This is a genomic window from Paraburkholderia phenoliruptrix (assembly GCF_902859825.1).
GTDB classification, from domain to species: domain Bacteria; phylum Pseudomonadota; class Gammaproteobacteria; order Burkholderiales; family Burkholderiaceae; genus Paraburkholderia; species Paraburkholderia phenoliruptrix.
Window position 1 is genome coordinate 122477 of the sequence record NZ_CADIKB010000008.1, and the last position, 23573, is coordinate 146049.

Here is a 23573-nt window from a genome sequence, read left to right on the forward strand (position 1 = left end):
GACTCAGTCGATCGCGGATGAACACATGTCGAACGGGGCGGCCGCCGCATGGCCGACGACCGGAATAATTTTCAGCGTGGCCGACGTGAGCCGGCATGGCAGCGCGGCCACGGCGCAGCCGTCGAGCGGCAGCAACGCCGCGCCGAGCGCGAGCCACGCGGCCGCGCGAACCACGCGCCTGCAAAGTTTCGAAGTCGACACGCGCGCCTCGCCAGATCAGGCGGTGGTGTTGACGTGATGGCCGACAAGACCCGCAGGCAGCGACGGCTGCGGCTGCGCCTGCGTCCCGGCGCCCTTGCTTTGCGCGCTGCCGCCGGCCCCCGCGGAACTGCCGGACGACGCCGGTTTTTCGGCCGGCTTCGCGGGCGCGATGGAAGAAAACCTGGTGGAATTGAGGTTGCTGGGAACTGTCATGATGAGCCTCGCATGGCACTGGGTTGGGCGGGATGCCGGTCGTGCGCCGCGCGGGCCGGCGAGCGCTCAAGGCGCTGCCGGCGTGCGACGCGACGTATCGCAGGACGAATCATCCCGCCGCGCGCGCCTCGCCGATGCACGAAGAAAAGCGCGCTTTCCGGCGGTTCTTACGACCCATTGCAAGCGGTTTCCAGCGCTTCCTTAAGCATCCGAATTGTTCCCGGAAACGCCGCGCGCCCCGCCTTGAGGCGATTTCGCACGGTCCCGTGCGTTGCCGCACAGGACCGCTCTGCAATATGCTGTCAGCCTTGGGTGACGAGCCTTACGCGTACATCGACCGGATTCGCGCCGCTTTTCGGCCGGATCGGCATGTCATCGGGTAAGCATTGGTAAGCAAACTGCCGGCCGCACGCCGCGCGCGCGAGGCGCGCGGCAGTCTAGAATTTCGCCATGAATCCACAGGTCCTTATCGTCGACGACGATCCGGTCGTACGCGATCTGCTTTGCAAGTTCTTGCAGTCGAACGGCTTCGACGCGTCCGTGCTGCATGACGGCACCCATCTCCAGCGCCGGCTCGAGCGCGAACGGCCGTCGGTCGTCGTGCTCGACATCATGATGCCGAACACCGACGGTCTGCGCGCGCTCACCGCGCTGCGCGCCGCCGGCGACGACATTCCGGTGATCTTCGTGACGGCGCGCGGCACGGTGGCCGACCGCATTGTCGGGCTTTCGCTCGGCGCGGACGACTACCTGACCAAGCCCTTCGATCCGCGCGAACTGCTCGCGCGCATTCACACGGTGCTGCGCCGCCGCGGCCCGTCGACCACGAGCGCGCCCGAGGCCCGCAAGCCGTACCGCTTCGGCCCATTCGAGCTGGACTTCGCCACGCGTTCGCTGTCGCGGGCCGATAGCAAGCTGCCGCTGCGCGACAGCGAGTTCGCGCTGCTGAAGATCTTCGTCAACCATCCGTATAAGGTGTTGTCGCGCGTGCTGATTCACGACCTCGTGCATCGCGACAACCTCGCCTTTCGCGACCGCAGCCTCGACGTGCCGATCTGGCGCCTGCGCCGCGTCATCGAGGACGATCCGTCCAATCCGTGCTATGTGCAGACCGTGCGCGGCAAAGGCTATGTCTTCGTACCCGATGCCGACGGCACGCCGTTCTCCGACGAGGCCGCCTCGAACGCATGAGAAACCCGCTGAACACGCTATTCGGCAGAATGGCGTTGCTTTCGACGGCGGTGCTATTGGCAATTCAGGCCGGCTGGTTCGTGCTGGTGGTCATGCAGCCGCCGCGGCATGAAATCGACGGCTTTGCGCGCGGCGTCGTACTGGCCTTGCAGGCTGTCAACGGCGAGCCGATCAAGGGCGCCGCGCTCGCGCCCGCCATGCGCGTGCATCTGGTTCCGACCTGGAACATGCCGCCGAGCGTCCATCTGCATGAACCCACGGAACATCTAGTCGTGCAGTTGACCCGGCATCTGCGGGAAACGCTTCCGCCGGGCACCCAGATCGCCGTCGACGATCTGCGTCCGCCGCAGCTGTGGGTGCTGTTTCCGGGCAAGTCCAACTGGGTCGTGCTGCCGGTCGACTTGCCGCCGCCGCCGCGCTTTCTGATCGAAGCGATTTCGATGCTGGCCGCCGCGCTGATCCTGTCGCTCTTCGCCGTGTGGCAGATGCAGCGCCCCCTTTCGCGCGTCGCCGACGCCGCGCGCGCTTTCGGCTCGGGCGGCCGTCCGGAGCCGGTGACGGTGCAAGGGCCGCGCGAACTGCGCGATCTGATCGGCTCGTTCAACGACATGATGCGGCGCCTGAACGAAGCCGGCGACGACGAGGCCGTCATGCTGGCCGGCGTCGCGCACGACCTGAAAGCGCCGCTCACGCGCCTGAAGCTGCGGGCGAGCGTGCTGGTGGCGGAAAGCGAGCGCGCCGGCCTGATTCGGGACGTGGATTCGCTCACCAACATCGTCCAGCAGTTTCTGGAATTCGCCGGCCAATCGGCCGATGCCGGGCCGCCGGTCGAAGTCGACGAATTCCTGCGCGAGCAGTTCTCCGACAGTGACGGCGCGAGCGCCAATCCCGACGAAGCGCCGGACGACCGCGCCGGCGAAACTGCGCTCTTCGCGCTGGATTTGCGTGCCGGTCCGTCGTTCACGCTGCCGCGCACGCTGCTCGACCGGCTCGTGACCAACCTCGTCGATAACGCGCTGGAACACGGCGCGCCGCCCGTCGACATCGCCACTGCGCGCAACGGCGAACATTGGACCATCAGCGTGCGAGACCACGGTGCGGGTATTCCCGACGACCGCATTGCCGCCGCGATGAAACCGTTTGTGAGACTCGATGCCGCGCGTGGCGGCGAGGGCCATTGCGGCCTCGGCCTCGCAATCGTGGCGCGTCTTGCGCACGACCGCGGCGGACGTTGCCACGTTCGCAATCACGCCGAGGGCGGGCTGGTAGTGTGTATCGAGTTGCCGGTCGAGGCGGCGTGCGCTTAAGACGCCAATCGCGCCGATCGCGCCGATCACAGGCGCGGCTCGCCGACGCCGCCGAAGTGCGCTTACTCCGCCTTACCGAATGCGCTACGGCGTGGCCGGCAGTCTTATAGTGGCCCCCGGCAACCTCGATGCCGCCCTTCTCAGTCCGCCCGCTTATCTGGGGGCGGATTTTTTTTGCCCGCGGATGTGGCCCACGGGTTTGGTCCGCGCCTCAGACCACCAGCCGACTGCGCAAGCTCTCGATGGTGGAGTCCGATACGCCCAAGCCTTCCGTCAGATAACGCGTCATCGTGTCGTAGCTAGCCTGAACCTGATCGAAGCCCGCCTGCAGAAAGCTTTCCTGCACACCGAGCAAAGGCTCCTGGATTGCCGCGAGCGCGTCGCCGTCCTGCGCGCGCAATGTTTCCCTCAGCGACCGGATGGCCTGCGCGCGGTACACGTTGCTGAGCAGGTAGTCCTGCATGATGACGTCGAGCGGCACGTTGGCAATGCTTTGCAGAAGCGCCGCGACCCAGCCCGCGCGATCCTTTCCCGCATTGGAATGGAAGAGCTGCGCGCCGGCGCCGTCCGCGAGCTGACGCAGCAGCGCGCCGAAGCTCGCCCGCTGTGCGGCGCCGGTGACATAGCCGCGCGCCTGCGACTCCATGAACGCGACGGCGTCCGCCGCCGAATTGACAGCGGGCGGCACGAAGTCGCGCACGCCCAGCACGTCGAGCGTCTGCGAAACCGCGCCGCGCGGCAGCATGTCGGCCGTCCGCTCGATCTCGCCGGGCGTGCGCAAATCGAAAACGCTCGCGATGCCGAGCCGCTCCATTTCAGTCTGATCGGCCACGCTGAGCGTCAGCACATTCGCGCGGAAAAAGGCGCCGCGGCGCATCTTCTTGCCGTCGACAGTCGGATAGCCGGCCGCGGCGCCCGCGACGTCCCGAAAATTATCGACCGACGCGAGCCGCGGCGTCTCGCCCTGCTCATCGTCGAGATTGCCGCCGCCGCATGCCGAAAGCAGCGAACTGCTCACGCCGGACACCAGCAGCACGCTGGCCGAGCGCTTCAGAAATGTCCGTCGCGACGGGCATGCCGCGAGTGTGAGCGGCTGCGCGCGCATGTCCATGGGCATAAAGTAGCGGCGGGGCGCCGGGCAGGTTTTCGCGGTGGCGGGCATCAGGCGAGTCGACGTGGCAGGCGCAAAGCGTGAGTCAATAATGTGCAGCCTATGCGCTGCGGGCGCAGTTTAACGTTTTCAATAATTGTTTTGGTTACGGCGTATTAGTTCGTAAGCAATGTTTTTGCACGGCTTTTCCGTGTCGCGCCGGCCTTCCCAGTATGCGGGTTGCAATCCGCATATTCTGTGTTATCAGCTGCTTACCGCTTACTGCCAACCTGCTGCCAATTTTGACCCACGTGGCCGCACGACGCCTCCTCCCCGTAGAATAGAAACACTGCCCACAAGCCGCCGGCACACAAGAAAAGCGAGGAGAACACAACAAAGATGCCCTCTCTCCAATGGTTCACCGAACTGACGCAGCGGGAACGCCGCACCCTGTACGCCGGTTTCGGCGGCTATGCGGTCGACGCGTTCGACTTCATGATCTACTCATTCCTCATTCCGACGCTGATCGCGACGTGGGGCATGAGCAAAAGCGAAGCGGGCATGATCGCCACCAGCTCGCTGATTTCGTCGGCGCTCGGCGGCTGGCTGGCCGGCATTCTGGCCGATCGTTATGGCCGCATCCGCGTGCTGCAATGGACGATCGCGACGTTCGCGCTGTTCACCTTCCTGTCGGGCTTCACGCATTCGTTCTGGCAGTTGCTCGCCACGCGCACGTTGCAAGGCATCGGCTTCGGCGGGGAATGGTCGGTCGTGACGATCATGATGGCGGAGACGATACGCTCGCCGCAGCATCGCGCGAAGGCGGTGGGCACGGTGCAAAGCAGCTGGTCGTTCGGCTGGGCGGCGGCGGCCGTCATCTACTGGGCATTCTTTGCCTTGCTGCCCGAACAGTACGCGTGGCGCGCGTGTTTCTGGATCGGCCTGCTGCCCGCCGCGTGGATCATCTACATTCGCCGCAATGTCAGCGACCCGGATATCTACCTGCAGACGCGCCGCGCGCGGGAAAGCGGCGTTGAGACCGCGCATTGCCTGCAGATCTTCTCGCTGCCCCATTTGCGTACCACGCTGCTCGGCAGCGCGCTGTGCACCGGCATGCTCGGCGGCTATTACGCCATCACGACGTGGCTGCCGACGTATCTGAAGACCGTGCGCCATCTGTCGGTATTCAACACGAGCGGCTATCTGATCGTGCTGATCGTCGGCTCGTTCACCGGCTATATCGTCGGTGCGATTCTGTGCGACCGGATCGGCCGGCGCGCGTCGTTCGTCCTGTTCGCGGTGGGCTCGTTCGTGCTCGGCATGGTCTACACCATGCTGCCGATCACCAACGGCATGATGCTCGCGCTCGGTTTTCCGCTCGGCATCGTCGTGCAGGGGATTTTTGCGGGCGTGGGCGCGTACCTCTCGGAGCTTTATCCGAATGCGATTCGCGGCTCCGGCCAGGGCTTTTGCTACAACCTCGGGCGCGGCTTCGGCTCGTTCTTCCCGATTCTCGTCGGCATGCTTTCGCAGACCATGTCGCTCGTGAAGGCCATGGGGATTGTCGCCGGTTCGGGCTATCTGCTCGTGATCGTCGCCGCGCTGTGCCTGCCCGAAACGAAGGGCAAGGTGCTCGGCGCGACCCGCCCCGCCGCCTGAGACCGCGACTCCAGCTTGCCGCTGAATGGCCCGATAAGCCCATGAAAACGATCGTTCTCGGCGGCGGCGTGATCGGCGTCGCCACCGCCTTCTATCTGCGCCGGCAAGGCTCTGAGGTCACGCTGATCGAGCGCGAGCCGGATGTCGCGCTGGCCACGAGCTTCGGCAACGCGGGCGTGATCGCGCCCGGTTATGTGACGCCGTGGGCGGCGCCCGGCATGCCGGCCAAGATTCTCAAATACCTGTTCAAGCCGGCATCGCCACTGATCTTTCGCCCCACTCTGGACGCGGCGCAATGGCGCTGGATCGCGCGCTGGCTGCGCGAATGCGAGCTCGAACGTTTTCGGGCCAACAAGCAGCGCATGCAGCGAATCGCGTACTACAGCCGCGAGTGCCTGCGCGAATTCCGCAACTACCATCCGTTCGATTACGGCCGCAGCCAAGGCTACCTGCAGCTTTTTCGCAGCGAGTACGACGTCGAACTCGCGCAACCCGCGCTGGCCGTGCTGCGCGACGCGGGCATCGCGTATCGGGAAGTGAGTGCCGCGCAATGCGTCGACATCGAGCCGGGGCTGCGCTGGGCGCGCGCGGCGCCGGTGTCGGGCGTGCATCTTCCCGACGACGAAGCCGGCGACTGCGCCCGCTTCACACGGGAGCTGCGCGCCATCTGCGAGCGCCATGGCGTGCGCTTTCGCTTCGACACGCGCGTCACATCGCTCGATGTGGAAGGCGGCGCGGTGCGCGCGGTCCGTGTGCAAAGCCAGCACGGCGCGCAAACGCTGCCCGCGGACAGCGTGGTCGTGGCGCTGGGCGTCGACAGCGCGGCGCTGCTCGCGCCGCTCGGCGTGAAGGTGCCGCTTTATCCGGTCAAAGGCTACTCGGCGACGCTGCCTGTAATCGACGACGAAAAAGCGCCGCGCGCCGCGCTGATGGACGAATCGCTCAAGACAGCCATTACGCGCTTCGGCAATAACCTGCGCGTGGCGGGCACGGCGGAACTCGGCAACCGCCACGCGACGCTGCGCGAGCAGGCCTTGCAGACGCTGATGAAAGTGCTGGCCGACTGGTTTCCGCACGCCGCGGCGCCCACGTCCGCGCATTTCTGGGTGGGCCGCCGCCCGATGACGCCCGACGGCGCACCCTTGCTCGGCCCGTCGGGAATCGGCAACCTGTGGCTCAATCTCGGCCATGGCTCGACCGGCTGGGCGATGTCGATGGGCTCGGCCCGCGTGGTCGCCGATCTCATCACGCAGCGCAAACCGGAGATCGATCTCGACGGGCTGACGTTGGCGCGATATGGGAAGTGACGGACCGCCGCCCCAGTGCAAACCCACACACGTGAAAAAGCCGGGTCACCCTTGCAGGTGCCCGGCTTTGTTCTTACCGCCTTGAGGGTGCCGCTCGCGAGTCGCGCCGGGCCGGCACCTTGCCCTCTCCGGCCGGCAGCCGACGACGCTTAGCGCGGCAGTTCTGAATGGCCCATCAGGTACGCGTCGACCGAACGTGCGCACTGACGGCCTTCGCGGATCGCCCACACCACGAGCGACTGGCCGCGGCGCATGTCGCCCGCCGTGAACACCTTGTCGACCGACGTGTAGTACGCCTTGTCGCCTTCGGTCGCAGCGCGCACGTTGCCGCGCGCGTCCTTGTCGACGCCGAAGGCCTCGAGCACCGGCGACACCGGCTGTGTGAAGCCCATGGCGAGCAGCACGAGGTCGGCCTTCATTTCGAATTCCGAGCCCGGCACCTCGACCATCTTGCCGTCCTTCCATTCGACGCGCGCGGCGATCAGCTTCTCGACCTTGCCGTTCTTGCCTTCCAGGCGCTTCGTGGCCACCGCCCAGTCGCGCGAGCAGCCTTCCTCATGCGACGACGACGTGCGCAGCTTGATCGGCCAGTACGGCCACACGAGCGGCTTGTTTTCCTCTTCCGGCGGCTGCGGCAGCAGTTCGAACTGCGTGACGCTCTTCGCGCCGTGACGGTTCGACGTGCCCACGCAGTCCGAGCCCGTATCGCCGCCGCCGATCACGACGACGTGCTTGCCCTTCGCGACCAGTTGGTGCGGAACCTTGTCGCCGGCATTGACCTTGTTCTGCTGCGGCAGGAATTCCATCGCGTAATGAATGCCTTCCAGCTCGCGGCCCGGCACCGGCAGATCGCGCGGCGTTTCCGAACCGCCGGCGATCACGACGGCGTCGAAGTCTTCCTTCAACTGCTCGGGCGTGATGGTTTCCTTCGCCGTGTTGCCGATGTGCGCGGGCAGCGAACCTTCCTTGCCGACGAACACGTTGGCGCGGAACGTCACCCCTTCGGCTTCCATCTGGCGCATGCGGCGGTCGATCAGCCACTTCTCCAGCTTGAAGTCGGGAATGCCGTAACGCAGCAGGCCGCCGATGCGGTCGTTCTTCTCGAACACCGTCACCTCGTGGCCCGCGCGCGCGAGTTGCTGCGCGACGGCCAAGCCCGCGGGCCCGGAGCCGACCACGGCGACCTTCTTGCCGGTCTTGTGCTTCGGCGGCTGCGGCGCGACCCAGCCTTCGGCCCAGGCTTTGTCAATGATCGCGTGTTCGATCGACTTGATGCCGACCGGGTCGTTATTGATGCCGAGCGTGCATGCCGCTTCGCATGGCGCCGGACAAATGCGGCCGGTGAACTCCGGGAAGTTGTTCGTGGAGTGCAGCACTTCGATCGCGTTCTTCCAGTCCTGATGAAACACCAGGTCGTTGAAGTCCGGAATGATGTTGTTCACCGGGCAGCCGTTGTTGCAAAAGGGGATGCCGCAGTCCATGCAACGCGCGCCTTGAATCTTCGCTTCGTCGTCGGTCAAAGCCGCGACAAATTCCTTGTAGTGCTTCACGCGCGTGAGCGGAGCTTCGTACGCCTCGTGGCGGCGCTCGAACTCGAGAAAACCGGTTGCCTTGCCCATGTGGTTCTCTTCTCTATCTGTATCTAGGGGTAATCTGGACCCGCCGCGCGTCGGCTTGCCGAGCGGCGGCGGGTACGGCTAAAGGTGACGTCTACCGTTCTGAAACAGTCGGCGAAAATTCGGCGATCAGGCGGCGAGCACTTCCTTGTTCGCCTTCTTCGCTGCCATTTCGCCCAGCGCGCGCTTGTATTCGGTCGGGAACACCTTCACGAACTGACGGCGCGACGCGTCCCAGTTTTCGAGCAGCGCTTTCGCACGCGGCGAGCCCGTGAACTGGAAATGACGCTCGACGAGACCCTTGAGCAGCGCTTCGTCCGTCGTGCCCGCGTGCCACAGGCCGCGGTCGACCGTGCGCTCCTGTTCGGCCTGCTGCAGCACCGGGTCGAGCGCGACCATCGACTTGTTGCACTTGCCCGCGAACGTGTTGTCCGGGTCGTACACGTAAGCCACGCCGCCCGACATGCCGGCCGCGAAGTTACGGCCGGTTTCGCCGAGCACGACGACCGTGCCGCCCGTCATGTATTCGCAGCCGTGGTCGCCGGTGCCTTCGACAACCGCCGTCGCGCCGGAGTTACGCACGCAGAAGCGCTCGCCCGCCACGCCCCGGAAGAACGACTCGCCTTCGATCGCGCCGTACATCACCGTGTTGCCGCAGATGATGTTCTCTTCCGACTTGCCGCGGAAATCGTTCGTGGGACGAATGATGATGCGCCCGCCCGACAAACCCTTGCCGACGTAGTCGTTGCCGTCGCCGACCAGATCCAGCGTGATGCCCTTCGCGAGGAACGCGCCGAAGCTCTGGCCTGCGGTGCCCTTCAACTGGATGTGGATCGTGTCGTCGGGCAGGCCGTCGTGGCCGTACTTCTTCGCGATCGTGCCGGACAGCATGGCGCCGACCGTACGGTTGACGTTGCGCACCGGCTGGATGAACGAGACGTGCTCGCCCTTCTCGATGGCCGCTTTCGCCTTTTCGATCAGCGTGTGGTCGAGCGCGCGGTCGAGGCCGTGATCCTGCTCTTCCACGTGCTTGCGCGCCACTTCGGCCGGCACTTGCGGCTGATAGAACACGCGCGAGAAGTCGAGACCCTTCGCCTTCCAGTGCTCGATGCCCTTCTTCATGTCGAGCAGTTCGGCGTGGCCGATCAGGTCGTCGAACTTGCGGATGCCCAGTTGCGCCATGATCTCGCGCGCTTCTTCGGCGACGAAGAAGAAGAAGTTCACGACGTGTTCCGGCTGACCCTTGAATTTCGCGCGCAGCACCGGATCTTGCGTCGCGACGCCGACCGGGCACGTGTTCAGGTGGCACTTGCGCATCATGATGCAGCCTTCCACCACGAGCGGCGCCGTCGCGAAGCCGAATTCGTCCGCGCCGAGCAGCGCGCCGATCACGACGTCGCGGCCGGTCTTCATCTGACCGTCTGCCTGCACGCGGATACGGCCGCGCAGCTGGTTCAGCACGAGCGTCTGCTGCGTTTCCGCAAGGCCGAGTTCCCACGGCGTGCCCGCGTGCTTGATGGACGACAGCGGCGACGCGCCGGTGCCGCCGTCGTGACCGGCGATCACGACGTGATCAGCCTTGGCCTTGGCCACACCCGCGGCAACCGTGCCGACGCCCGACTCGGACACGAGCTTGACCGACACGCTCGAACTCGGATTCACGTTCTTCAGGTCGTGAATGAGCTGCGCCAGATCTTCGATCGAATAGATGTCGTGGTGCGGCGGCGGCGAGATCAGGCCGACGCCCGGCACCGAGTAGCGCAGCTTGCCGATGTATTCGGACACCTTATGGCCCGGCAACTGGCCGCCTTCGCCCGGCTTCGCCCCCTGCGCCATCTTGATCTGGATCTGATCAGCCGACGCGAGATATTCCGCCGTCACGCCGAAGCGGCCGGACGCGACCTGCTTGATCTTAGAGCGCAGCGAATCGCCGTCCTTCAACGGAATGTCGACGATCACTTCGTCGCCGATCACGGACTTCATCGTGTCGCCGTTTTTGATCGGAATGCCGCGCAGTTCGTTGCGATAGCGGTTTTCGTCCTCGCCGCCTTCGCCGGTGTTCGACTTGCCGCCGATACGGTTCATCGCGACCGCCAGCGTGGCGTGCGCTTCCGTGCTGATCGAGCCGAGCGACATGGCGCCGGTGGCGAAACGCTTGACGATTTCCTTGGCCGGTTCCACTTCGTCGAGCGGAATGGCGCGGGCCGGGTCGAGCTTGAACTCGAACAGGCCGCGGAACGTCATGTGACGCTTCGTCTGGTCGTTGATCAGGTGGGCGTATTCCTTGTACGTCTGATACGAATTGCTGCGCGCCGAGTGCTGCAGCTTGGCGATCGCATCCGGCGTCCACATGTGTTCTTCGCCGCGCACGCGGTACGCGTACTCGCCGCCCGCGTCGAGCATGTTCGCGAGAACCGGGTTCTCGCCGAACGCGTCGCGGTGCAGCCGGATTGCTTCTTCGGCGACGTCGAAGAGACCAATGCCGCCCACCTTCGACGACGTGCCCTTGAAGTACTTCTGCACGAGGTCTTCAGCGAGGCCGACGGCTTCGAAAATCTGCGCGCCGGTGTACGACATGTAGGTCGAAATGCCCATCTTGGACATGACCTTCTGCAGGCCCTTGCCGACCGCCTTCGTGAAGTTGTAGACCGCCTTCTCCGGCGACAGGTCGCCCTTCAGACCCGCTGCCAGCTGGCCGAGCGTCTCCATCGCGAGGTACGGGTGCACGGCTTCCGCGCCGTAGCCCGCGAGCAGCGCGAAGTGGTGCGTCTCACGCGCGGAACCCGTTTCGACGACGAGACCCGTGCTCGTGCGCAGGCCCTGCTGCACGAGGTGCGTGTGGATTGCGGCCGTGGCGAGCAGCGCCGGAATCGCGACGTTGTCGCGGTCGGTCTTGCGGTCCGACACGATGAGCATGTTGTAGCCCGACTTGACCGCGTCGACGGCTTCCGCGCACAGCGACGCGAGGCGCGCCTCGATGCCTTCCTTGCCCCACGCGACCGGATAGCAGATGTTCAGTTCGTATGAGCTGAACTTGCCGCCCGTGTACTGATCGATCGCGCGGATCTTCGCGATGTCCTTGAAGTCGAGCACGGGCTGCGACACTTCCAGACGCATCGGCGGGTTGATGTTGTTGGTGTCGAGCAGGTTCGGCTTCGGGCCGATGAACGACACGAGCGACATCACCATGTTTTCGCGGATCGGGTCGATCGGCGGGTTCGTCACTTGCGCGAACAGCTGCTTGAAGTAGTGGTAGAGCGTCTTGTTCTTGTTGGACATGACCGCGAGCGGCGAGTCGTTGCCCATGGAGCCGACGGCTTCTTCGCCCGCTTGCGCCATCGGCGCCATCAGGAACTTGAGGTCTTCCTGGGTGTAGCCGAACGCCTGCTGGCGATCCAGCAATGCAGCGGCTTCGCGGCGTTCCGTCGCGACGTCTTCGGCCTTCGCCTCGATCTCGTCGAGCTTGATGCGCACGGCGTCGATCCAGCTCTTGTACGGCTTGGCGTTCGCGAGGTTGTCCTTCAGTTCCTTGTCGTCGATGATGCGGCCGTGTTCCATGTCGATCAGGAACATCTTGCCGGGCTGCAGACGCCACTTCTTGACGATCTTCGACTCGGGAATGGGCAGCGTGCCCGCTTCCGACGCCATGATGACGAGGTCGTCGTCCGTGACGATGTAGCGCGCCGGACGCAGGCCGTTACGATCGAGCGTCGCGCCGATCTGCCGGCCGTCCGTGAAGGCGATCGCAGCGGGGCCGTCCCACGGCTCCATCATTGCGGCGTGGTATTCGTAGAACGCGCGGCGGTTGTCGTCCATCAGCGTGTGCTGTTCCCAGGCTTCCGGGATCATCATCATCATCGCGTGAACGAGCGGGTAGCCGGCCATCACCAGCAGTTCGAGACAGTTGTCGAACGAGGCGGTGTCCGATTGGCCCGGGTAGATGAGCGGCCACAGCTTCGGCAGGTCGTCGCCGAGCACGTGCGACGCGATCGCGCCGGTACGCGCGTTCAGCCAGTTGACGTTGCCTTTCACCGTGTTGATTTCGCCGTTGTGGGCGATCATGCGGTACGGGTGAGCCAGTTCCCACGCCGGGAACGTGTTCGTCGAAAAGCGCTGGTGCACGAGCGCGAGCGCCGAGACGGTGCGCTCGTCCTGCAGGTCGCGGTAGTACACGCCGACCTGACCCGCCAGCAGCAGGCCCTTGTAGACGACCGTGCGCGCCGACATGGACGGCACGAAGTATTCCTTGCCGTGCTTGAGCTTGAGCGCCTGGATGCGGTGGCTCGCGGTCTTGCGGATCACGTACAGCTTCCGCTCGAGCGCGTCGGTCACCATGATGTCCTTGCCGCGGCCAATGAAGATCTGGCGGATCAGCGGCTCGCTCGCCTTGACGGTGGGCGAGATCGGCATGGTGTGGTCGACCGGCACGTCGCGCCAGCCGAGCACGACCTGGCCTTCGGCCTTCACCGTGCGCTCGAGTTCCTGTTCGCAGGCGAGACGCGACGCGTGTTCCTTCGGCAGAAACACCATGCCGACGCCGTATTCGCCGAACGGCGGCAGGGTGACGCCCTGCTTCGCCATTTCCTCGCGATAGAAGCCGTCCGGAATCTGGATCAGGATGCCGGCGCCGTCGCCCATCAGCGGATCGGCGCCGACTGCGCCCCGGTGGTCGAGATTCTCGAGAATCTTGAGGCCCTGCTCGATGATCTCGTGGCTTTTCTTGCCCTTGATATGAGCGACGAAGCCGACACCGCAGGCGTCGTGTTCGTTTTGCGGGTCGTACAACCCTTGCGCGGCGGGAACCGGATGAGCCGGTTGCTGGTGATCGTTCATGGGGACACCGTCTGTGAGGGGCCGGACAGGCCGTTAAACCGTTTTTCTATTGCCGCACGTGCACACCCGCAACGGCGAGGCGCTGGATACGCAGGCCGCTAAGCCTGCCAGAACGCCGGAATTCGGAATATACGCGACGAATCAATGGAATAGCAAATAAAACGTGATGATAGGACCCCAATTATCAATTTGGTGCATTGCGACCTCGATTAATTGGTTCCACATCAAAATGGGGCAAAATAAAACGGCATATCGGGATGCCGTTCGAAACACAAGCCCTTGATTCGAATCACTTATTGCGCCTGCGGCGTCTCGCGCACCTTCCGCGGCCGCCCGCGGGGCAACGGCGACACCCGCCGGTTCGCGGCGCGCGCCGCCCATTCGCGATAGGTGTCGCTGCCGAGTACCCAACCCTTTAAGGTGGCCTGCTGAAGCTGACTTGCCTCGCGTTCGTCGAGCGGCTGCTCGCACAGTTCGCGGTACGCGCGCTGGCGCTCGAACGGCGTGTTGCCGAGCGACCAGTAAAGCGGATGGTCGGTAATGAGGCTGTCGAGCGTGAGACCGATGTGATGCCGGTAGCTCGACCACCGGTAGTCTTCCGGCGCGCTCACGAGCTGCATGCGCACCGGGCACATCTCGACGACGCGGCTCGCCAGCAGAAAATACCGCTCGCCCTCGATCACCGTGGCGCGGTAGCGCCCTTCCCACAGCGTGCCGCGCCGCGCGTAGCGGCGGTTGAAGTGCGCCACGTAGCGGCGCCCGACTGCCTGCATCGCCTTGGGCAGGCTCGACTCCTCGGTGGGAGTGACGAGCAGCTGGACCGCGCCAGGCATCAACGCATACGCGTGGATGGACAAGTGATGGTCGCGCGAAGCTGCTTTCAGACAGTCGATGAACAATTCATAGTCCTGGTCGTCGACGAACGCAGGCTGCTGATCGAGTCCGCGGAGGATGACGTGCTGCGGCTGGTCAGGAACATAAAGACGTGCAAGCCGTGCCATGCTGAAGTATCCGATAGTCGCGTTGGTACATACCCGAAGGTCCGAGAAGCCGCATGCGCCGCAGGTTCGGCGCGGCGCGGCCAGGCCAGAAAGCGCGCGCGGCTTAGGGAGAAAGCTCTAATCGCCGCGTATGGTGAGTTTCAAACGTTGTGGTCATAATGAGCGGGCCTTTTTTGGAGGAGCACATATGAAATTAAAACAGGCCGTAGTGGGGACCGCGATGCTAGCCGGCATGACAACGGCAGCATACGCACAATCGGCCGGTAGCTTTTTCGTCTCAACAGGCTGGTTCCATCTTGCGCCTCAATCGAGTAGCGAGCCGCTGCGTGTGACGAGCATCGGCGGAAGCCCCACCAATATCGTAGAAGCCAATACCGGAGCCACGCTGAGTTCCGCCGACACCATCGGCATCACAGCGGGCTACTTCGTCACCGATCACATTGCCGCCGAATTTGTAGTCGGCTACCCGCCTTCGTTCGACCTGAACGGCACCGGCAGCCTCGAACGGTTCGGCAAGCTCGGCCAGGCGAAACAGTGGAGCCCGACTCTGCTGTTCAAGTACTACTTCAACGCTCCGACTGCCACCTTCCGCCCGTACCTCGGTATCGGCGTGAGCCGCATCTGGTTCACCGACGAGAAGATCACGAACGGCACATTCGAAGCAAACGTTCTGCATGGTCCGACCAGCGTGACTACGGATAGTTCGTGGGAGCCTGTGTTTAATGCGGGCTTCACTTACGCGTTCAACCAGCACTGGTTTGCGGGCGTCTCGGTGTCGTATCTGCCGCTCAGCACCACGGCCAAGCTGAACACGCAGGCGAGCACGCCGGTCGGTACGCTTAACGTGCAATCGCAAACCAAGATCAAGCTGAACCCGATCGTGACCTACGTCAACATCGGTTACCGCTTCTAACACCTTTTCCGGTGCGCGATAGAACGATGCAGTGCGATTAGGGTAGTCGAATTTCCTTGGCTCCTACAACGCCGTCATTCATCCAATGGCGGCGTTTTTTATTTTGTGCGCGCGGCGAGGCGGCACGCCGGCTTTACCGATAATCGCCGCGCGTCACAGTGCGTTTGTAAATTTGACCCGCGGACGAGGCGCTTCGTGCAATATGTGCTGACGAAAACCGGCGCACACCACCGTCTGCCGCGCCTTCGGGTTTGGCACCGAAGTTGCGTTCTGCTGGTGCTTCCTGCGTTGCGATGTGGTTTGACGCAACCGTGAACGTGGGCCTTTTTCACCCTCATCGACGGAGCGACCATGACAGCACTTCCCAACACGCGAGACGCCCTCGGCGAATCCTGGACCAGCACGAGCCGCCGCGCACGCCGTATTGCCCGACATAGCCGCCATGCGGCCGAAGACATTGCAGGCGAACTGCGCACACTCATGTCGGAGCTGGAATCCACCCTGGCGGACGGCACCCAGGCCGACGCCGTTGCGCTACGCGGCAAGCTGCGCAAGCAGCTCGACAGCGCGCGCGCCCGTCTGAACGACACCCGCGAGGCGGTGCGCGAACGCGCCAACGTCGCGCTTGCCGACGCGGACGACTACGTGCATGAAAATCCGTGGCAGACGCTGGCGATCGTCGGCGGCGTCGCGTTGATTGCAGGCGCGCTGTTTGCCTCGCGGGTGCGCTAGACCATCTGCTGAAGATTGCGCCGCGCATCGCGGTCGCGCTGCACATGTCGCCCAATCGGGCGAAGTGGGGCTGCGCGGCCGCTCAGTTTTCGTCCTCAGTTATCGTCGATCACGAAAAGGCGCTGATACTCCTTCAGCGCATAGCGGTCCGTCATGCCCGCAATGTAGTGCGCGATGAGGCGCGGTTGCAGCGCGGCATCGGTCGACTGATAGCTGGGCGGCAAGAGCCGCGGATCGTCGGAGAACGCGTCGAACAGACCGACGACGACGCGGCGCGCCTTGTTCGCCATGCGCATCACGCGGTAATGGCGATACAGGTTCTTGAACAGAAAGCGCTTGAGCGCGGCCGCCTGCGCCGCCACGGGCTCGCTGTGCGCGACGAGCGCCGGCGCGGCGCGCACGGCCTCGAGCGAATCCGGCGCATGGCGCACGAGATTCAGCTTGGTGGTGTCGATCAGATCGACGATCAGCGTGTTGATGATGCGCCGCACCGTCTCATGAATCAGCCTGCGGCCTTCGATCTGCGGGAAATCGCTTCGCGCCGCCTCGTAGTGCGTTTGCCACAGCTCGACTTCGGCGAGTTGCTCGACGGTGAGCAGTCCCGAGCGCAGGCCGTCGTCGACATCGTGATTGTTGTACGCGATTTCGTCGGCCACGTTCGCGATCTGCGCTTCGATAGACGGCTGACGCCCTTGCAGAAAGCGCTCGCCCAACGCGCCGAGCCGCCGCGCATTCTCGCGCGAGCAATGCTTGAGAATGCCCTCGCGCGTTTCGAAACACAGGTTCAGGCCGTTGTACGCGCCGTAGTGCTCCTCCAGATCGTCCACGACGGCGAGGCTTTGCAGATTGTGCTCGAAGCCGCCGTGCTCGCGCATGCATTCGTTCAACGCGTCCTGTCCCGCGTGGCCGAACGGCGTGTGCCCGAGATCATGCGCGAGGGAGATGGCCTCCACGAGGTCTTCGTTCACGCGCAGATTGCGCGCCACGGACCGCGCGATCTGCGCCACTTCCAGGCTATGCGTGAGACGCGTGCGGAACAGGTCGCCTTCGTGATTCACGAAGACCTGCGTCTTGTATTCGAGCCGGCGGAACGCCGTTGAATGAACAATGCGGTCGCGGTCGCGCTGAAACTCGGTGCGCGCACTCGGCGGCGTTTCCGGATAGCGGCGCCCGCGCGATTGCGCGGAATGCGCGGCATACGGCGCGAGATGCGCTTCGAGCGCTTCCTGGCTGGGAACGCCGAGCGCTGCCGTGTCTGCCGCGGGTTGCTGCTTTACATCGTCGCTGCGCCTGTCTGTCACCGGGTTCTCCGAAACATGGGCGGCGCCGCTCGACGCCGTGCGCGGCGCCTTGCTGGAACGTCCGTCCTCTCAGACGGCGGCGGCCAGCGTGGCGCGCACCTCGGCGTCGGGCGCCTGGGTGATGAGCGTCTCACCGAAACGCTTCAGCAGAATGAATTTGATCGCGCCTGCCTCCGCTTTCTTGTCGACCTGCATCAGTTCGACGTAGCGCGAGTCGCCCAGCGCGGGCGCGCGGGTCGGCAAATGCGCGGCGACGATCACGTCGACGAGCCGCTTGCGCGACGCTTCGTCGAGATAGCCGAGGCGCACCGACAGATCCGCCGCCATTACCATGCCGCAGCCCACCGCTTCGCCATGCAGCCACTCGCCGTAACCCAGGCCGGCTTCGATAGCATGGCCGAACGTGTGGCCGAAGTTGAGAATGGCGCGCAGGCCGCCTTCGCGCTCGTCCTGCGCGACCACCGACGCCTTGATCTCGCACGAGCGCTTGACGGCCTCGGCGAGCGCCGCGGGCTCGCAGCGATTCAGCGCCTCGACGTTGGCTTCGATCCAGCGGAAAAAACTAGCGTCCGCAATCGCACCGGTCTTGATGACTTCGGCGATGCCCGCCGCCAGCTCGCGCGCGGGCAGCGTGCGCAACGCGCCGATGTCGGCAATCACGGCTTGCGGCTGGTAAAACGCGCCGATCATGTTCTTGCCAAGCGGATGATTGATGCCCGTCTTGCCGCCCACTGACGAATCCACCTGCGAAAGCAGCGTGGTCGGCACCTGGATAAACGGCACGCCGCGCATGTAGCAGGCGGCGGCGAACCCCGTCATATCGCCAATCACACCGCCGCCCAACGCGATCAGCGTCGTCTTGCGGTCGGCGCGCGAACCCAGCAGCGCATCGAAGATCAGATTCAGCGTCTCGAGGTTCTTGTACGCCTCTCCGTCCGGCAACACGACTGTGGATACCTGCTTGCCGAGCGGCGCCAGCGCCGCGCGCAGCTTGTCGCCGTAAAGCGGGTCGACGGTGGTGTTGGTGACGATCGTGACCGAGTTGCCGGCGACGTGCGGCGCAAACAATGCCGTCTGGCCGATCAGGTCGGCACCGATATGGATGGGGTAGGCGCGTTCGCCCAGTTCGACGTTGACGGTAATCATACGACCCATTATGAAGCAGGATGTTTGGCGACGCCGGCCATCTCGAGCTGCATCAGCACCATATTGACAAGCCCGTTGACCGAAGGCCGCCCCGTTTCGATGACGAAATGCGCGCACTCGCGGTAAAGCGGATCGCGTACTTCATAAAGCGCTTCGAGGCGCGCTTTCGGGTCTTCGGTTTGCAGAAGCGGGCGATTCTTGTCGCGCCGGGTGCGTAGCCACAGATCGTGCGGATTGGCTCGCAGGTAGATCACGACGCCGCGGCTTTGCAGCGCCGCGCGGTTTTCCGGCCGGAGCACGGCGCCGCCGCCGGTGGCAAGCACGATATTGTCGCGCCCGGTGAGCTCCGAAATGACGCTTGCCTCGCGCTCGCGAAAGCCCGCCTCGCCCTCCAGCTCGAAGATCACAGGAATGCGCGCGCCCGTGCGCGCTTCGATTTCATGGTCCGAATCGAAGAACGGGCGGTCGAGACGGCGCGCAATGGCCCGGCCCACGGTGGTTTTTCCTGCCCCCATGAGCCCTACAAAAAATACATTGGCGTGTGCGTCCCGCGCTTGCAACGGTGTCCTCTGGCTAATCCGGTGTGGTTCGTGCCGCAGCTTACTGGCAAAGCGGCTGCCTTGTCGAGCCTGCGCGCCGCCGCTTTCCGGCGGCGCGAGCGTGCCCCTAATTCGTCTGAACGACGCGCGGCGTGATGAAAACGGCCAGTTCGCTGCGTTGGTCGCGATGAGCCCGATGGCGGAAAAGCGCGCCTAAAACCGGTATTTTGCCCAGGACCGGCACGCGAGTCACATCGTCGCGGCCGTCCGTCGCGTAAATTCCGCCGATCGACACCGTACCACCATCTTCCACCTCGACGCGCGTCTGCACGTGCTTGGTGTTGATCGCGGGCCCGGCGTCGGTCTGTTCGCCGACGCTGTCCTTCGCCACATCCAGGTCCAGCACGACGCGTCCGTCCGGCATGATCTGCGGCTCAACCTCCAGTTTCAGCGTGGCGCGCCGGAACTGCACGCCCGACACACCCTGCCCGACTTTCGCCTGATACGGCAGTTCGGTGCCCTGCTCGACCACGGCCTTCATCCGGTCCGCGGTGACCACGCGCGGACTGGAGACGACTTCGCCGCGCCCCTCGGCCTCCAGCGCGCTCAGTTCCACGTTCAGAAGCCGCGTGGCGCCGGCCGCGAACAGCGTGAGGCCGGCGGTGGCCGCGTCGAAGCCGGCAATCGGCCGGGCGGACAGATCATAGACGAGGCCGTCCTTGCCGCCGCTCAAGCCGCGCGTGGTGCCGTCGGCGGCGGTGCCCGCCATCGAAAGCCGCACGCCCAGGTTGCGCGAGAAACCATGCTCGCCTTCGACGATGCGCGCCTCGATCAGCACCTGCCGCGTCGGCCGGTCGACGGAAGCCAGCAGCGCGGCAATCTGCGCGAGACGGCCTTCCAGGTCGGTGACGAACAGCAGATTGGTGCGCGGGTCTGCGGTGACCGCACCGCGTTTGGACAGCACGCGCCGGTTGCCGGAGCCGGTCAACAGGCGGCGCACGTCCTCGGCGCGGGCATAGTGCAGCTCGAACGTGCGGCTCGCGAGCGGCTCCAGATCGGCCGCCCGCGCGTGGGCTTCGTAGCGCTGCCGCTCGCGCGCCGCCAGATCCGCGATCGGCGCGACCCATATGACGTTGCCATGGCGCTCCATCGCGAGACCGTGGACGTCGAGCAGCGTGTCGAATGCGACGCGCCACGGCACCTTGTCGAGGCGCAGCGACACCGAGCCGCGTACCCTTTCGCTGGCAACGATGTTCAGGCCGGTGAACTGAGCGAACGCATTCAGCACCGCGCCAAGTTCCGCGCGCTGGAAGTTGAGCGAGATCGGCTTGTCATCGGCGGCGAGCGAGGCGTCGGCGGCGGTTTTCGGTGCGCCGCTTAGACGCGTGAGCGGCGGCAAAGGCACGGGTGGGCCTTCCAGCGCGGAGCTGGCGGCAGCGGCGTCGCGGCTCGCGGGCGCCGCTTGCCGAAAGAGAGGCGTGGAACCGTCGGCCGGGTCGATTGCGTCGTCCGGGCTGCTGCGGCTTGTGGGCACCGCCGCGCGCGACGCTTTCGGCTCGTCCGATGAATCGTCGCGGAACGGGTTCGGCGTCTCGGCGACCGCATCGCGCGGCAAAGGCGGCGCATTGTATGCCCCCTCGGACGACGCCAGCGCATCGTCGAGCGGCATGGCGGCCGGCAACGGCGGCAGCGATGGAATCGCAGCCTGCGCAGCGCCGACACTCAGTGCCGCGCTCGCCGAGATGCTCAGGTACAGGCTCACCGACAGCCCAATGCCAACGCACCTGCGAACGCTGCCACATACCACGACGCGATCAGCGGAGCGCGCTTGCACGTGCAACAGTTTCGTTGTGCTCATCAGGACGCCTCCGCGAGCGCCAGCGTACGCGTTGCGTCGCCTTTGGCGAGCGTGATGCCCGACGCGTCAAAGTGCGTGAAGCGCTCGTCGCCGATCTGCTGACCCGACTCGACGGTAGTCGCGCCGTCCGGTGTATCGACTAGCGCGAGGCCGCGCGCCCGATCATGCAGCAAGCCGAGCAGATGCAGCTGCGCGGCTCCGGGCGAATCCGCCGCGGCCTGCATCTGGGCGGGCGAGAACGGATCGAAGAACACGACATCTTCTTCGTCGTCCGAATCAAGACTCGCGTCGGCAAGCTGCTGTGCGGAGAGGCTGACAGGCGCCGGATGCAAGCCGCTGTACACGCGCAGTGCCGCGCTTACCGAGAGCGAGGCGCTGTCCCGCTTGATCGTGACGTCAACGGGAACCATCAGCACCGGCAACTCCGTGAGTCCACGCAGAAACGACATGAGGTGAATGAAATCGGTGCGCGCCGTGAGCTGCAGCGGCCGCTCACTTTGAGCGCCCGCCCCAGTCTCAGCGCCCGGCTCGACCGCGAGCAGCAGCACGCCGTTTTGCGCGGCCAGTTCGGAGACGACGCGCACGTCGTCCGCCGACGTCCACTGCGCGGGCACAGGTGGAATCGCTGCCACGCCGCCGCGCGCGGCACCCGCTTCGCGGCGCAACGACGGCAACTGCGCGAGCGCACGCTTCGCATCCGCGAGACGTTGCGTGCTCGCGAGCAGCGCCGCACGGCTCGCCTCGACGCGACCGAGGTCCGCCACGACCCAGCCGTGCGCGCCAAGGACAAACACCGCGAGCCCGATCAGCAAGGCAACCGCCCACCGGCGACGCGCGCTCCACGTATGAAGCGGCGCGCGCACACGTTTCATCCAATGCGCGAGCACTGGGCCTGCCTGCAGCGCGCCGCCGAACCCGGCAATCGTCGTACTCATTTCAAACCTCCTGTGTGATCCACGCCCGCTTTCGGCGATGCCGCCAGGGCCGCCTTCGTCGCCGGATTTTTTGTCGCGCCCGCCCAGTGCAGGCGTGCGCCGAACTCGATTGCGCCGGCGCTGCCCGCAGCGGAATTCGCCTTTGGCGACGCGTGATGCGACTCGCTCATCTCCGCGCCCGTCACGCCGTGAATCGCACCGAGACGCTTCAGCCATTGCGCGGAATCGAGATGCGCTCGCGAAGTCGCCACGAGTTCGGTCTCATGCTCGCGCTGGCGGAGCTGTTGCAGCAGCACGCCGTCGCCTGGTTCGAAACTCAGCGCGTCGAGCAGATCGCGCAAATACGTGAGCGGCTCGGCGAGACGTTTGGCGCGCGCGGCTTCATCGCGTTGCCGGTCGCGCGCCCGCAGCAGGTTCGCGTGCTCTGCCAGCGGCGCCGCGAGTTGCGCGAGCGCCTGCTCGTTCGACTCGCGCTGCCCGTCGAGCCGCGCCTTGTCGAACGCCTGGTAGCCGGCCAGTGCGCCCACGGCTGCGCAGCCGGTCAGCGCTGCGGCAGCCCACGTCAGCAGACAGCGCCTGCGCCCGAGCCGGGCCTTGCGTTGCCTGTGCGGCAGTAGGTTGAAGCCGCCGAGTTTCGGCACGAAAGAGCGGACGGCGCCGAGCCGCCGCATGTCTCGCGCGACATGCAAATGCGCCGCCGCGCTCAACGGCGCTGAATCAAAAACGGCCGCGCTCATTCGAGCACCCCGCGCAACGCCAGTCCGAAGGCGACCGCGCCGGCGGGTTCATGCAGCAACGGATCGCTCACATGGCGCGCGACGCCGCCAAGCGCGGCGCATTCGAACGGCAAGGCAGTGCAGCCAAGCACCTCGGCGATATCCGCCACGGAAAAGCCGACGCCCTCCAGCAGCTCCAGCTCGCCGCTCACGAACGCGCAGTCGAACGCAGGGCCATGCACGAGGTCGCGCAGTGCGTCCGCGAGATCGGCATGCTCGGGCGCCGGGTACCGCATTTCGGCAGCGATGCTGTCGTCGACGAGACGCCAGCCTTGCACGCCATCCGCGCCGATCCACAACGCGACATACGGTTCGTGCGGATCGAGTTCGCGACTCGCCGCGTAGCGCATGGCGCGCAGCGCGGCATGCGGCTCGCCGTCAATTGCGGTAAGCGAAATGCCCGCTGCCGCCGCGCATTCGATGCGCGCCTCGAGGTGCTGACGCCCCGTCGCGGCAATCGTCACCGAACGAACCGGCGACGGCCGCTCATCCACGAACCAGTCGACGGCGAGCGCGTGCCGCTCGAGCCCCGCAATGCGCTCCACTTCGCTCATGACCGCCGGTTCGAGCTCGGCGAGTTCATGGCCGCCGTCTTCCGCGCAACCGCTTTGCGCCGCGAGCCGCGCGAGCGGCACGGTGGTCGTCAGCGTCGCGGACGCGGGCACCGCCATCGCGCATCGCAACGCGGAGGTCGTGCACGCATGAGGCAAATCCGCAAATGCATCGCGCAATGCGCGCGCGACCGCCTGACGGTCGGCGATTTCAACGCCGACCATTGCATTCGCCGGCAACGGCACCGTGCGCATATATTCGATCTGCAGCGAAGCGCATGCGCGCGCACGCTGACTCACCACGACGAGCCGCACCTCCTGCGCACTCACGTCGATACCGGCAGCGAAACGCTGCATACCTGCCTGCACAGCTTGCAGCCATGAACTTCTTATCGTCATCACAC

Annotated in this window: 19 protein-coding genes; 6 read left to right on the forward strand and 13 right to left on the reverse strand. The window is 65.3% G+C overall.

Features of this window, described 5'->3' with window-relative positions:
• Positions 1 to 3: 3 nt before the first annotated feature.
• Positions 4 to 201: a DUF6726 family protein gene (locus tag HV711_RS11665; RefSeq protein ID WP_035493346.1), complete on the reverse strand. Its 198-nt coding sequence runs from the start codon at positions 199 to 201 to the stop codon at positions 4 to 6.
• A gap of 15 nt (positions 202 to 216) precedes the next feature.
• Positions 217 to 414 (reverse strand): hypothetical protein, encoded by a 198-nt coding sequence (locus HV711_RS11670; protein ID WP_013589798.1) that lies wholly within the window; start codon positions 412 to 414, stop codon positions 217 to 219.
• Between the two features lie 450 nt (positions 415 to 864).
• Here HV711_RS11670 and HV711_RS11675 point away from each other — a divergent pair, with 450 nt between their 5' ends.
• Both HV711_RS11675 and HV711_RS11680 read left to right on the forward strand, forming a co-directional pair.
• Positions 865 to 1605, forward strand: coding sequence for a response regulator (locus tag HV711_RS11675; RefSeq protein ID WP_013589799.1), 741 nt, complete (start codon positions 865 to 867; stop codon positions 1603 to 1605).
• Positions 1602 to 2912 (forward strand): ATP-binding protein, encoded by a 1311-nt coding sequence (locus HV711_RS11680; protein ID WP_035479586.1) that lies wholly within the window; start codon positions 1602 to 1604, stop codon positions 2910 to 2912. The genes HV711_RS11675 and HV711_RS11680 overlap by 4 nt, the downstream gene beginning before the upstream one ends.
• Before the next feature lie 211 nt (positions 2913 to 3123).
• On the opposite strand, the gene HV711_RS11685 is transcribed toward HV711_RS11680, so the two are convergent.
• Positions 3124 to 4074: a tyrosine-protein phosphatase gene (locus tag HV711_RS11685; RefSeq protein ID WP_425195023.1), complete on the reverse strand. Its 951-nt coding sequence runs from the start codon at positions 4072 to 4074 to the stop codon at positions 3124 to 3126.
• 327 nt (positions 4075 to 4401) lie between these two features.
• Between HV711_RS11685 and HV711_RS11690 the strand changes: the two genes are divergently transcribed.
• Together HV711_RS11690 and HV711_RS11695 are read left to right on the forward strand one after the other, a co-directional pair.
• On the forward strand, positions 4402 to 5661 hold the full coding sequence (locus HV711_RS11690; RefSeq protein ID WP_028362786.1) for an MFS transporter: 1260 nt from the start codon (positions 4402 to 4404) through the stop codon (positions 5659 to 5661).
• Between the two features lie 41 nt (positions 5662 to 5702).
• Positions 5703 to 6968, forward strand: a complete 1266-nt coding sequence (locus HV711_RS11695; protein WP_035479592.1) for a D-amino acid dehydrogenase — start codon at positions 5703 to 5705, stop codon at positions 6966 to 6968.
• 149 nt (positions 6969 to 7117) lie between these two features.
• Here HV711_RS11695 and HV711_RS11700 read toward each other — a convergent pair whose 3' ends face one another.
• The 3 genes from HV711_RS11700 to HV711_RS11710 all read right to left on the reverse strand — a co-directional run bounded on the left by HV711_RS11700 (position 7118) and on the right by HV711_RS11710 (position 14418).
• Positions 7118 to 8587 carry a glutamate synthase subunit beta gene (locus tag HV711_RS11700; RefSeq protein WP_013589804.1) on the reverse strand — a complete coding sequence of 490 codons (1470 nt, stop codon included), beginning with the start codon at positions 8585 to 8587 and terminating at the stop codon, positions 7118 to 7120.
• Positions 8588 to 8713: 126 nt separating this feature from the next.
• A complete protein-coding gene (locus tag HV711_RS11705) occupies positions 8714 to 13417 on the reverse strand; it encodes a glutamate synthase-related protein (protein ID WP_013589805.1) in 4704 nt (1567 codons plus the stop codon).
• A gap of 293 nt (positions 13418 to 13710) precedes the next feature.
• Positions 13711 to 14418: a transposase gene (locus HV711_RS11710; protein ID WP_013340707.1), complete on the reverse strand. Its 708-nt coding sequence runs from the start codon at positions 14416 to 14418 to the stop codon at positions 13711 to 13713.
• Positions 14419 to 14605: 187 nt separating this feature from the next.
• Here HV711_RS11710 and HV711_RS11715 point away from each other — a divergent pair, with 187 nt between their 5' ends.
• Together HV711_RS11715 and HV711_RS11720 are read left to right on the forward strand one after the other, a co-directional pair.
• A complete protein-coding gene (locus tag HV711_RS11715) occupies positions 14606 to 15331 on the forward strand; it encodes an OmpW/AlkL family protein (RefSeq protein WP_013589806.1) in 726 nt (241 codons plus the stop codon).
• A gap of 351 nt (positions 15332 to 15682) precedes the next feature.
• Complete coding sequence (locus HV711_RS11720; RefSeq protein ID WP_013589807.1) at positions 15683 to 16063, forward strand: ElaB/YgaM/YqjD family protein; 381 nt, start codon at positions 15683 to 15685, stop codon at positions 16061 to 16063.
• Positions 16064 to 16158: 95 nt separating this feature from the next.
• Here HV711_RS11720 and HV711_RS11725 read toward each other — a convergent pair whose 3' ends face one another.
• From HV711_RS11725 to pilM, 7 genes are all read right to left on the reverse strand, one after another.
• On the reverse strand, positions 16159 to 17364 hold the full coding sequence (locus HV711_RS11725) for a deoxyguanosinetriphosphate triphosphohydrolase (RefSeq protein ID WP_013589808.1): 1206 nt from the start codon (positions 17362 to 17364) through the stop codon (positions 16159 to 16161).
• 69 nt (positions 17365 to 17433) lie between these two features.
• Entirely contained in the window at positions 17434 to 18510 is a 1077-nt protein-coding gene (aroB, locus tag HV711_RS11730) for a 3-dehydroquinate synthase (RefSeq protein WP_035479631.1), read from the reverse strand.
• A gap of 8 nt (positions 18511 to 18518) precedes the next feature.
• Complete coding sequence (locus HV711_RS11735) at positions 18519 to 19070, reverse strand: shikimate kinase (RefSeq protein ID WP_028362782.1); 552 nt, start codon at positions 19068 to 19070, stop codon at positions 18519 to 18521.
• Positions 19071 to 19176: 106 nt separating this feature from the next.
• Positions 19177 to 20907, reverse strand: coding sequence for a type IV pilus secretin PilQ (locus HV711_RS11740; protein ID WP_035479595.1), 1731 nt, complete (start codon positions 20905 to 20907; stop codon positions 19177 to 19179).
• Positions 20907 to 21842 carry a type 4a pilus biogenesis protein PilO gene (locus HV711_RS11745; RefSeq protein ID WP_035479598.1) on the reverse strand — a complete coding sequence of 312 codons (936 nt, stop codon included), beginning with the start codon at positions 21840 to 21842 and terminating at the stop codon, positions 20907 to 20909. Before HV711_RS11745 ends, HV711_RS11740 begins: the two co-directional genes overlap by 1 nt.
• Positions 21839 to 22579, reverse strand: a complete 741-nt coding sequence (locus HV711_RS11750; protein WP_028362779.1) for a hypothetical protein — start codon at positions 22577 to 22579, stop codon at positions 21839 to 21841. Before HV711_RS11750 ends, HV711_RS11745 begins: the two co-directional genes overlap by 4 nt.
• Complete coding sequence (gene pilM / locus HV711_RS11755) at positions 22576 to 23568, reverse strand: type IV pilus biogenesis protein PilM (RefSeq protein ID WP_035479601.1); 993 nt, start codon at positions 23566 to 23568, stop codon at positions 22576 to 22578. The genes HV711_RS11750 and pilM overlap by 4 nt, the downstream gene beginning before the upstream one ends.
• Positions 23569 to 23573: the final 5 nt, after the last annotated feature.

Bases quoted from the DNA above. Each gene is read 5' to 3' on its own strand.
- HV711_RS11670 (WP_013589798.1), bottom strand. From the start codon at position 414: ATGACAGTTCCCAGCAACCTCAATTCCACCAGGTTTTCTTCCATCGCG.
- HV711_RS11675 (WP_013589799.1), top strand. From the start codon at position 865: ATGAATCCACAGGTCCTTATCGTCGACGACGATCCGGTCGTACGCGAT.
- HV711_RS11680 (WP_035479586.1), top strand. From the start codon at position 1,602: ATGAGAAACCCGCTGAACACGCTATTCGGCAGAATGGCGTTGCTTTCG.
- HV711_RS11685 (WP_425195023.1), bottom strand. From the start codon at position 4,074: ATGCCCGCCACCGCGAAAACCTGCCCGGCGCCCCGCCGCTACTTTATG.
- HV711_RS11690 (WP_028362786.1), top strand. From the start codon at position 4,402: ATGCCCTCTCTCCAATGGTTCACCGAACTGACGCAGCGGGAACGCCGC.
- HV711_RS11695 (WP_035479592.1), top strand. From the start codon at position 5,703: ATGAAAACGATCGTTCTCGGCGGCGGCGTGATCGGCGTCGCCACCGCC.
- HV711_RS11700 (WP_013589804.1), bottom strand. From the start codon at position 8,587: ATGGGCAAGGCAACCGGTTTTCTCGAGTTCGAGCGCCGCCACGAGGCG.
- HV711_RS11705 (WP_013589805.1), bottom strand. From the start codon at position 13,417: ATGAACGATCACCAGCAACCGGCTCATCCGGTTCCCGCCGCGCAAGGG.
- HV711_RS11710 (WP_013340707.1), bottom strand. From the start codon at position 14,418: ATGGCACGGCTTGCACGTCTTTATGTTCCTGACCAGCCGCAGCACGTC.
- HV711_RS11715 (WP_013589806.1), top strand. From the start codon at position 14,606: ATGAAATTAAAACAGGCCGTAGTGGGGACCGCGATGCTAGCCGGCATG.
- HV711_RS11720 (WP_013589807.1), top strand. From the start codon at position 15,683: ATGACAGCACTTCCCAACACGCGAGACGCCCTCGGCGAATCCTGGACC.
- aroB (WP_035479631.1), bottom strand. From the start codon at position 18,510: ATGATTACCGTCAACGTCGAACTGGGCGAACGCGCCTACCCCATCCAT.
- HV711_RS11740 (WP_035479595.1), bottom strand. From the start codon at position 20,907: ATGAGCACAACGAAACTGTTGCACGTGCAAGCGCGCTCCGCTGATCGC.
- HV711_RS11745 (WP_035479598.1), bottom strand. From the start codon at position 21,842: ATGAGTACGACGATTGCCGGGTTCGGCGGCGCGCTGCAGGCAGGCCCA.
- HV711_RS11750 (WP_028362779.1), bottom strand. From the start codon at position 22,579: ATGAGCGCGGCCGTTTTTGATTCAGCGCCGTTGAGCGCGGCGGCGCAT.
- pilM (WP_035479601.1), bottom strand. From the start codon at position 23,568: ATGACGATAAGAAGTTCATGGCTGCAAGCTGTGCAGGCAGGTATGCAG.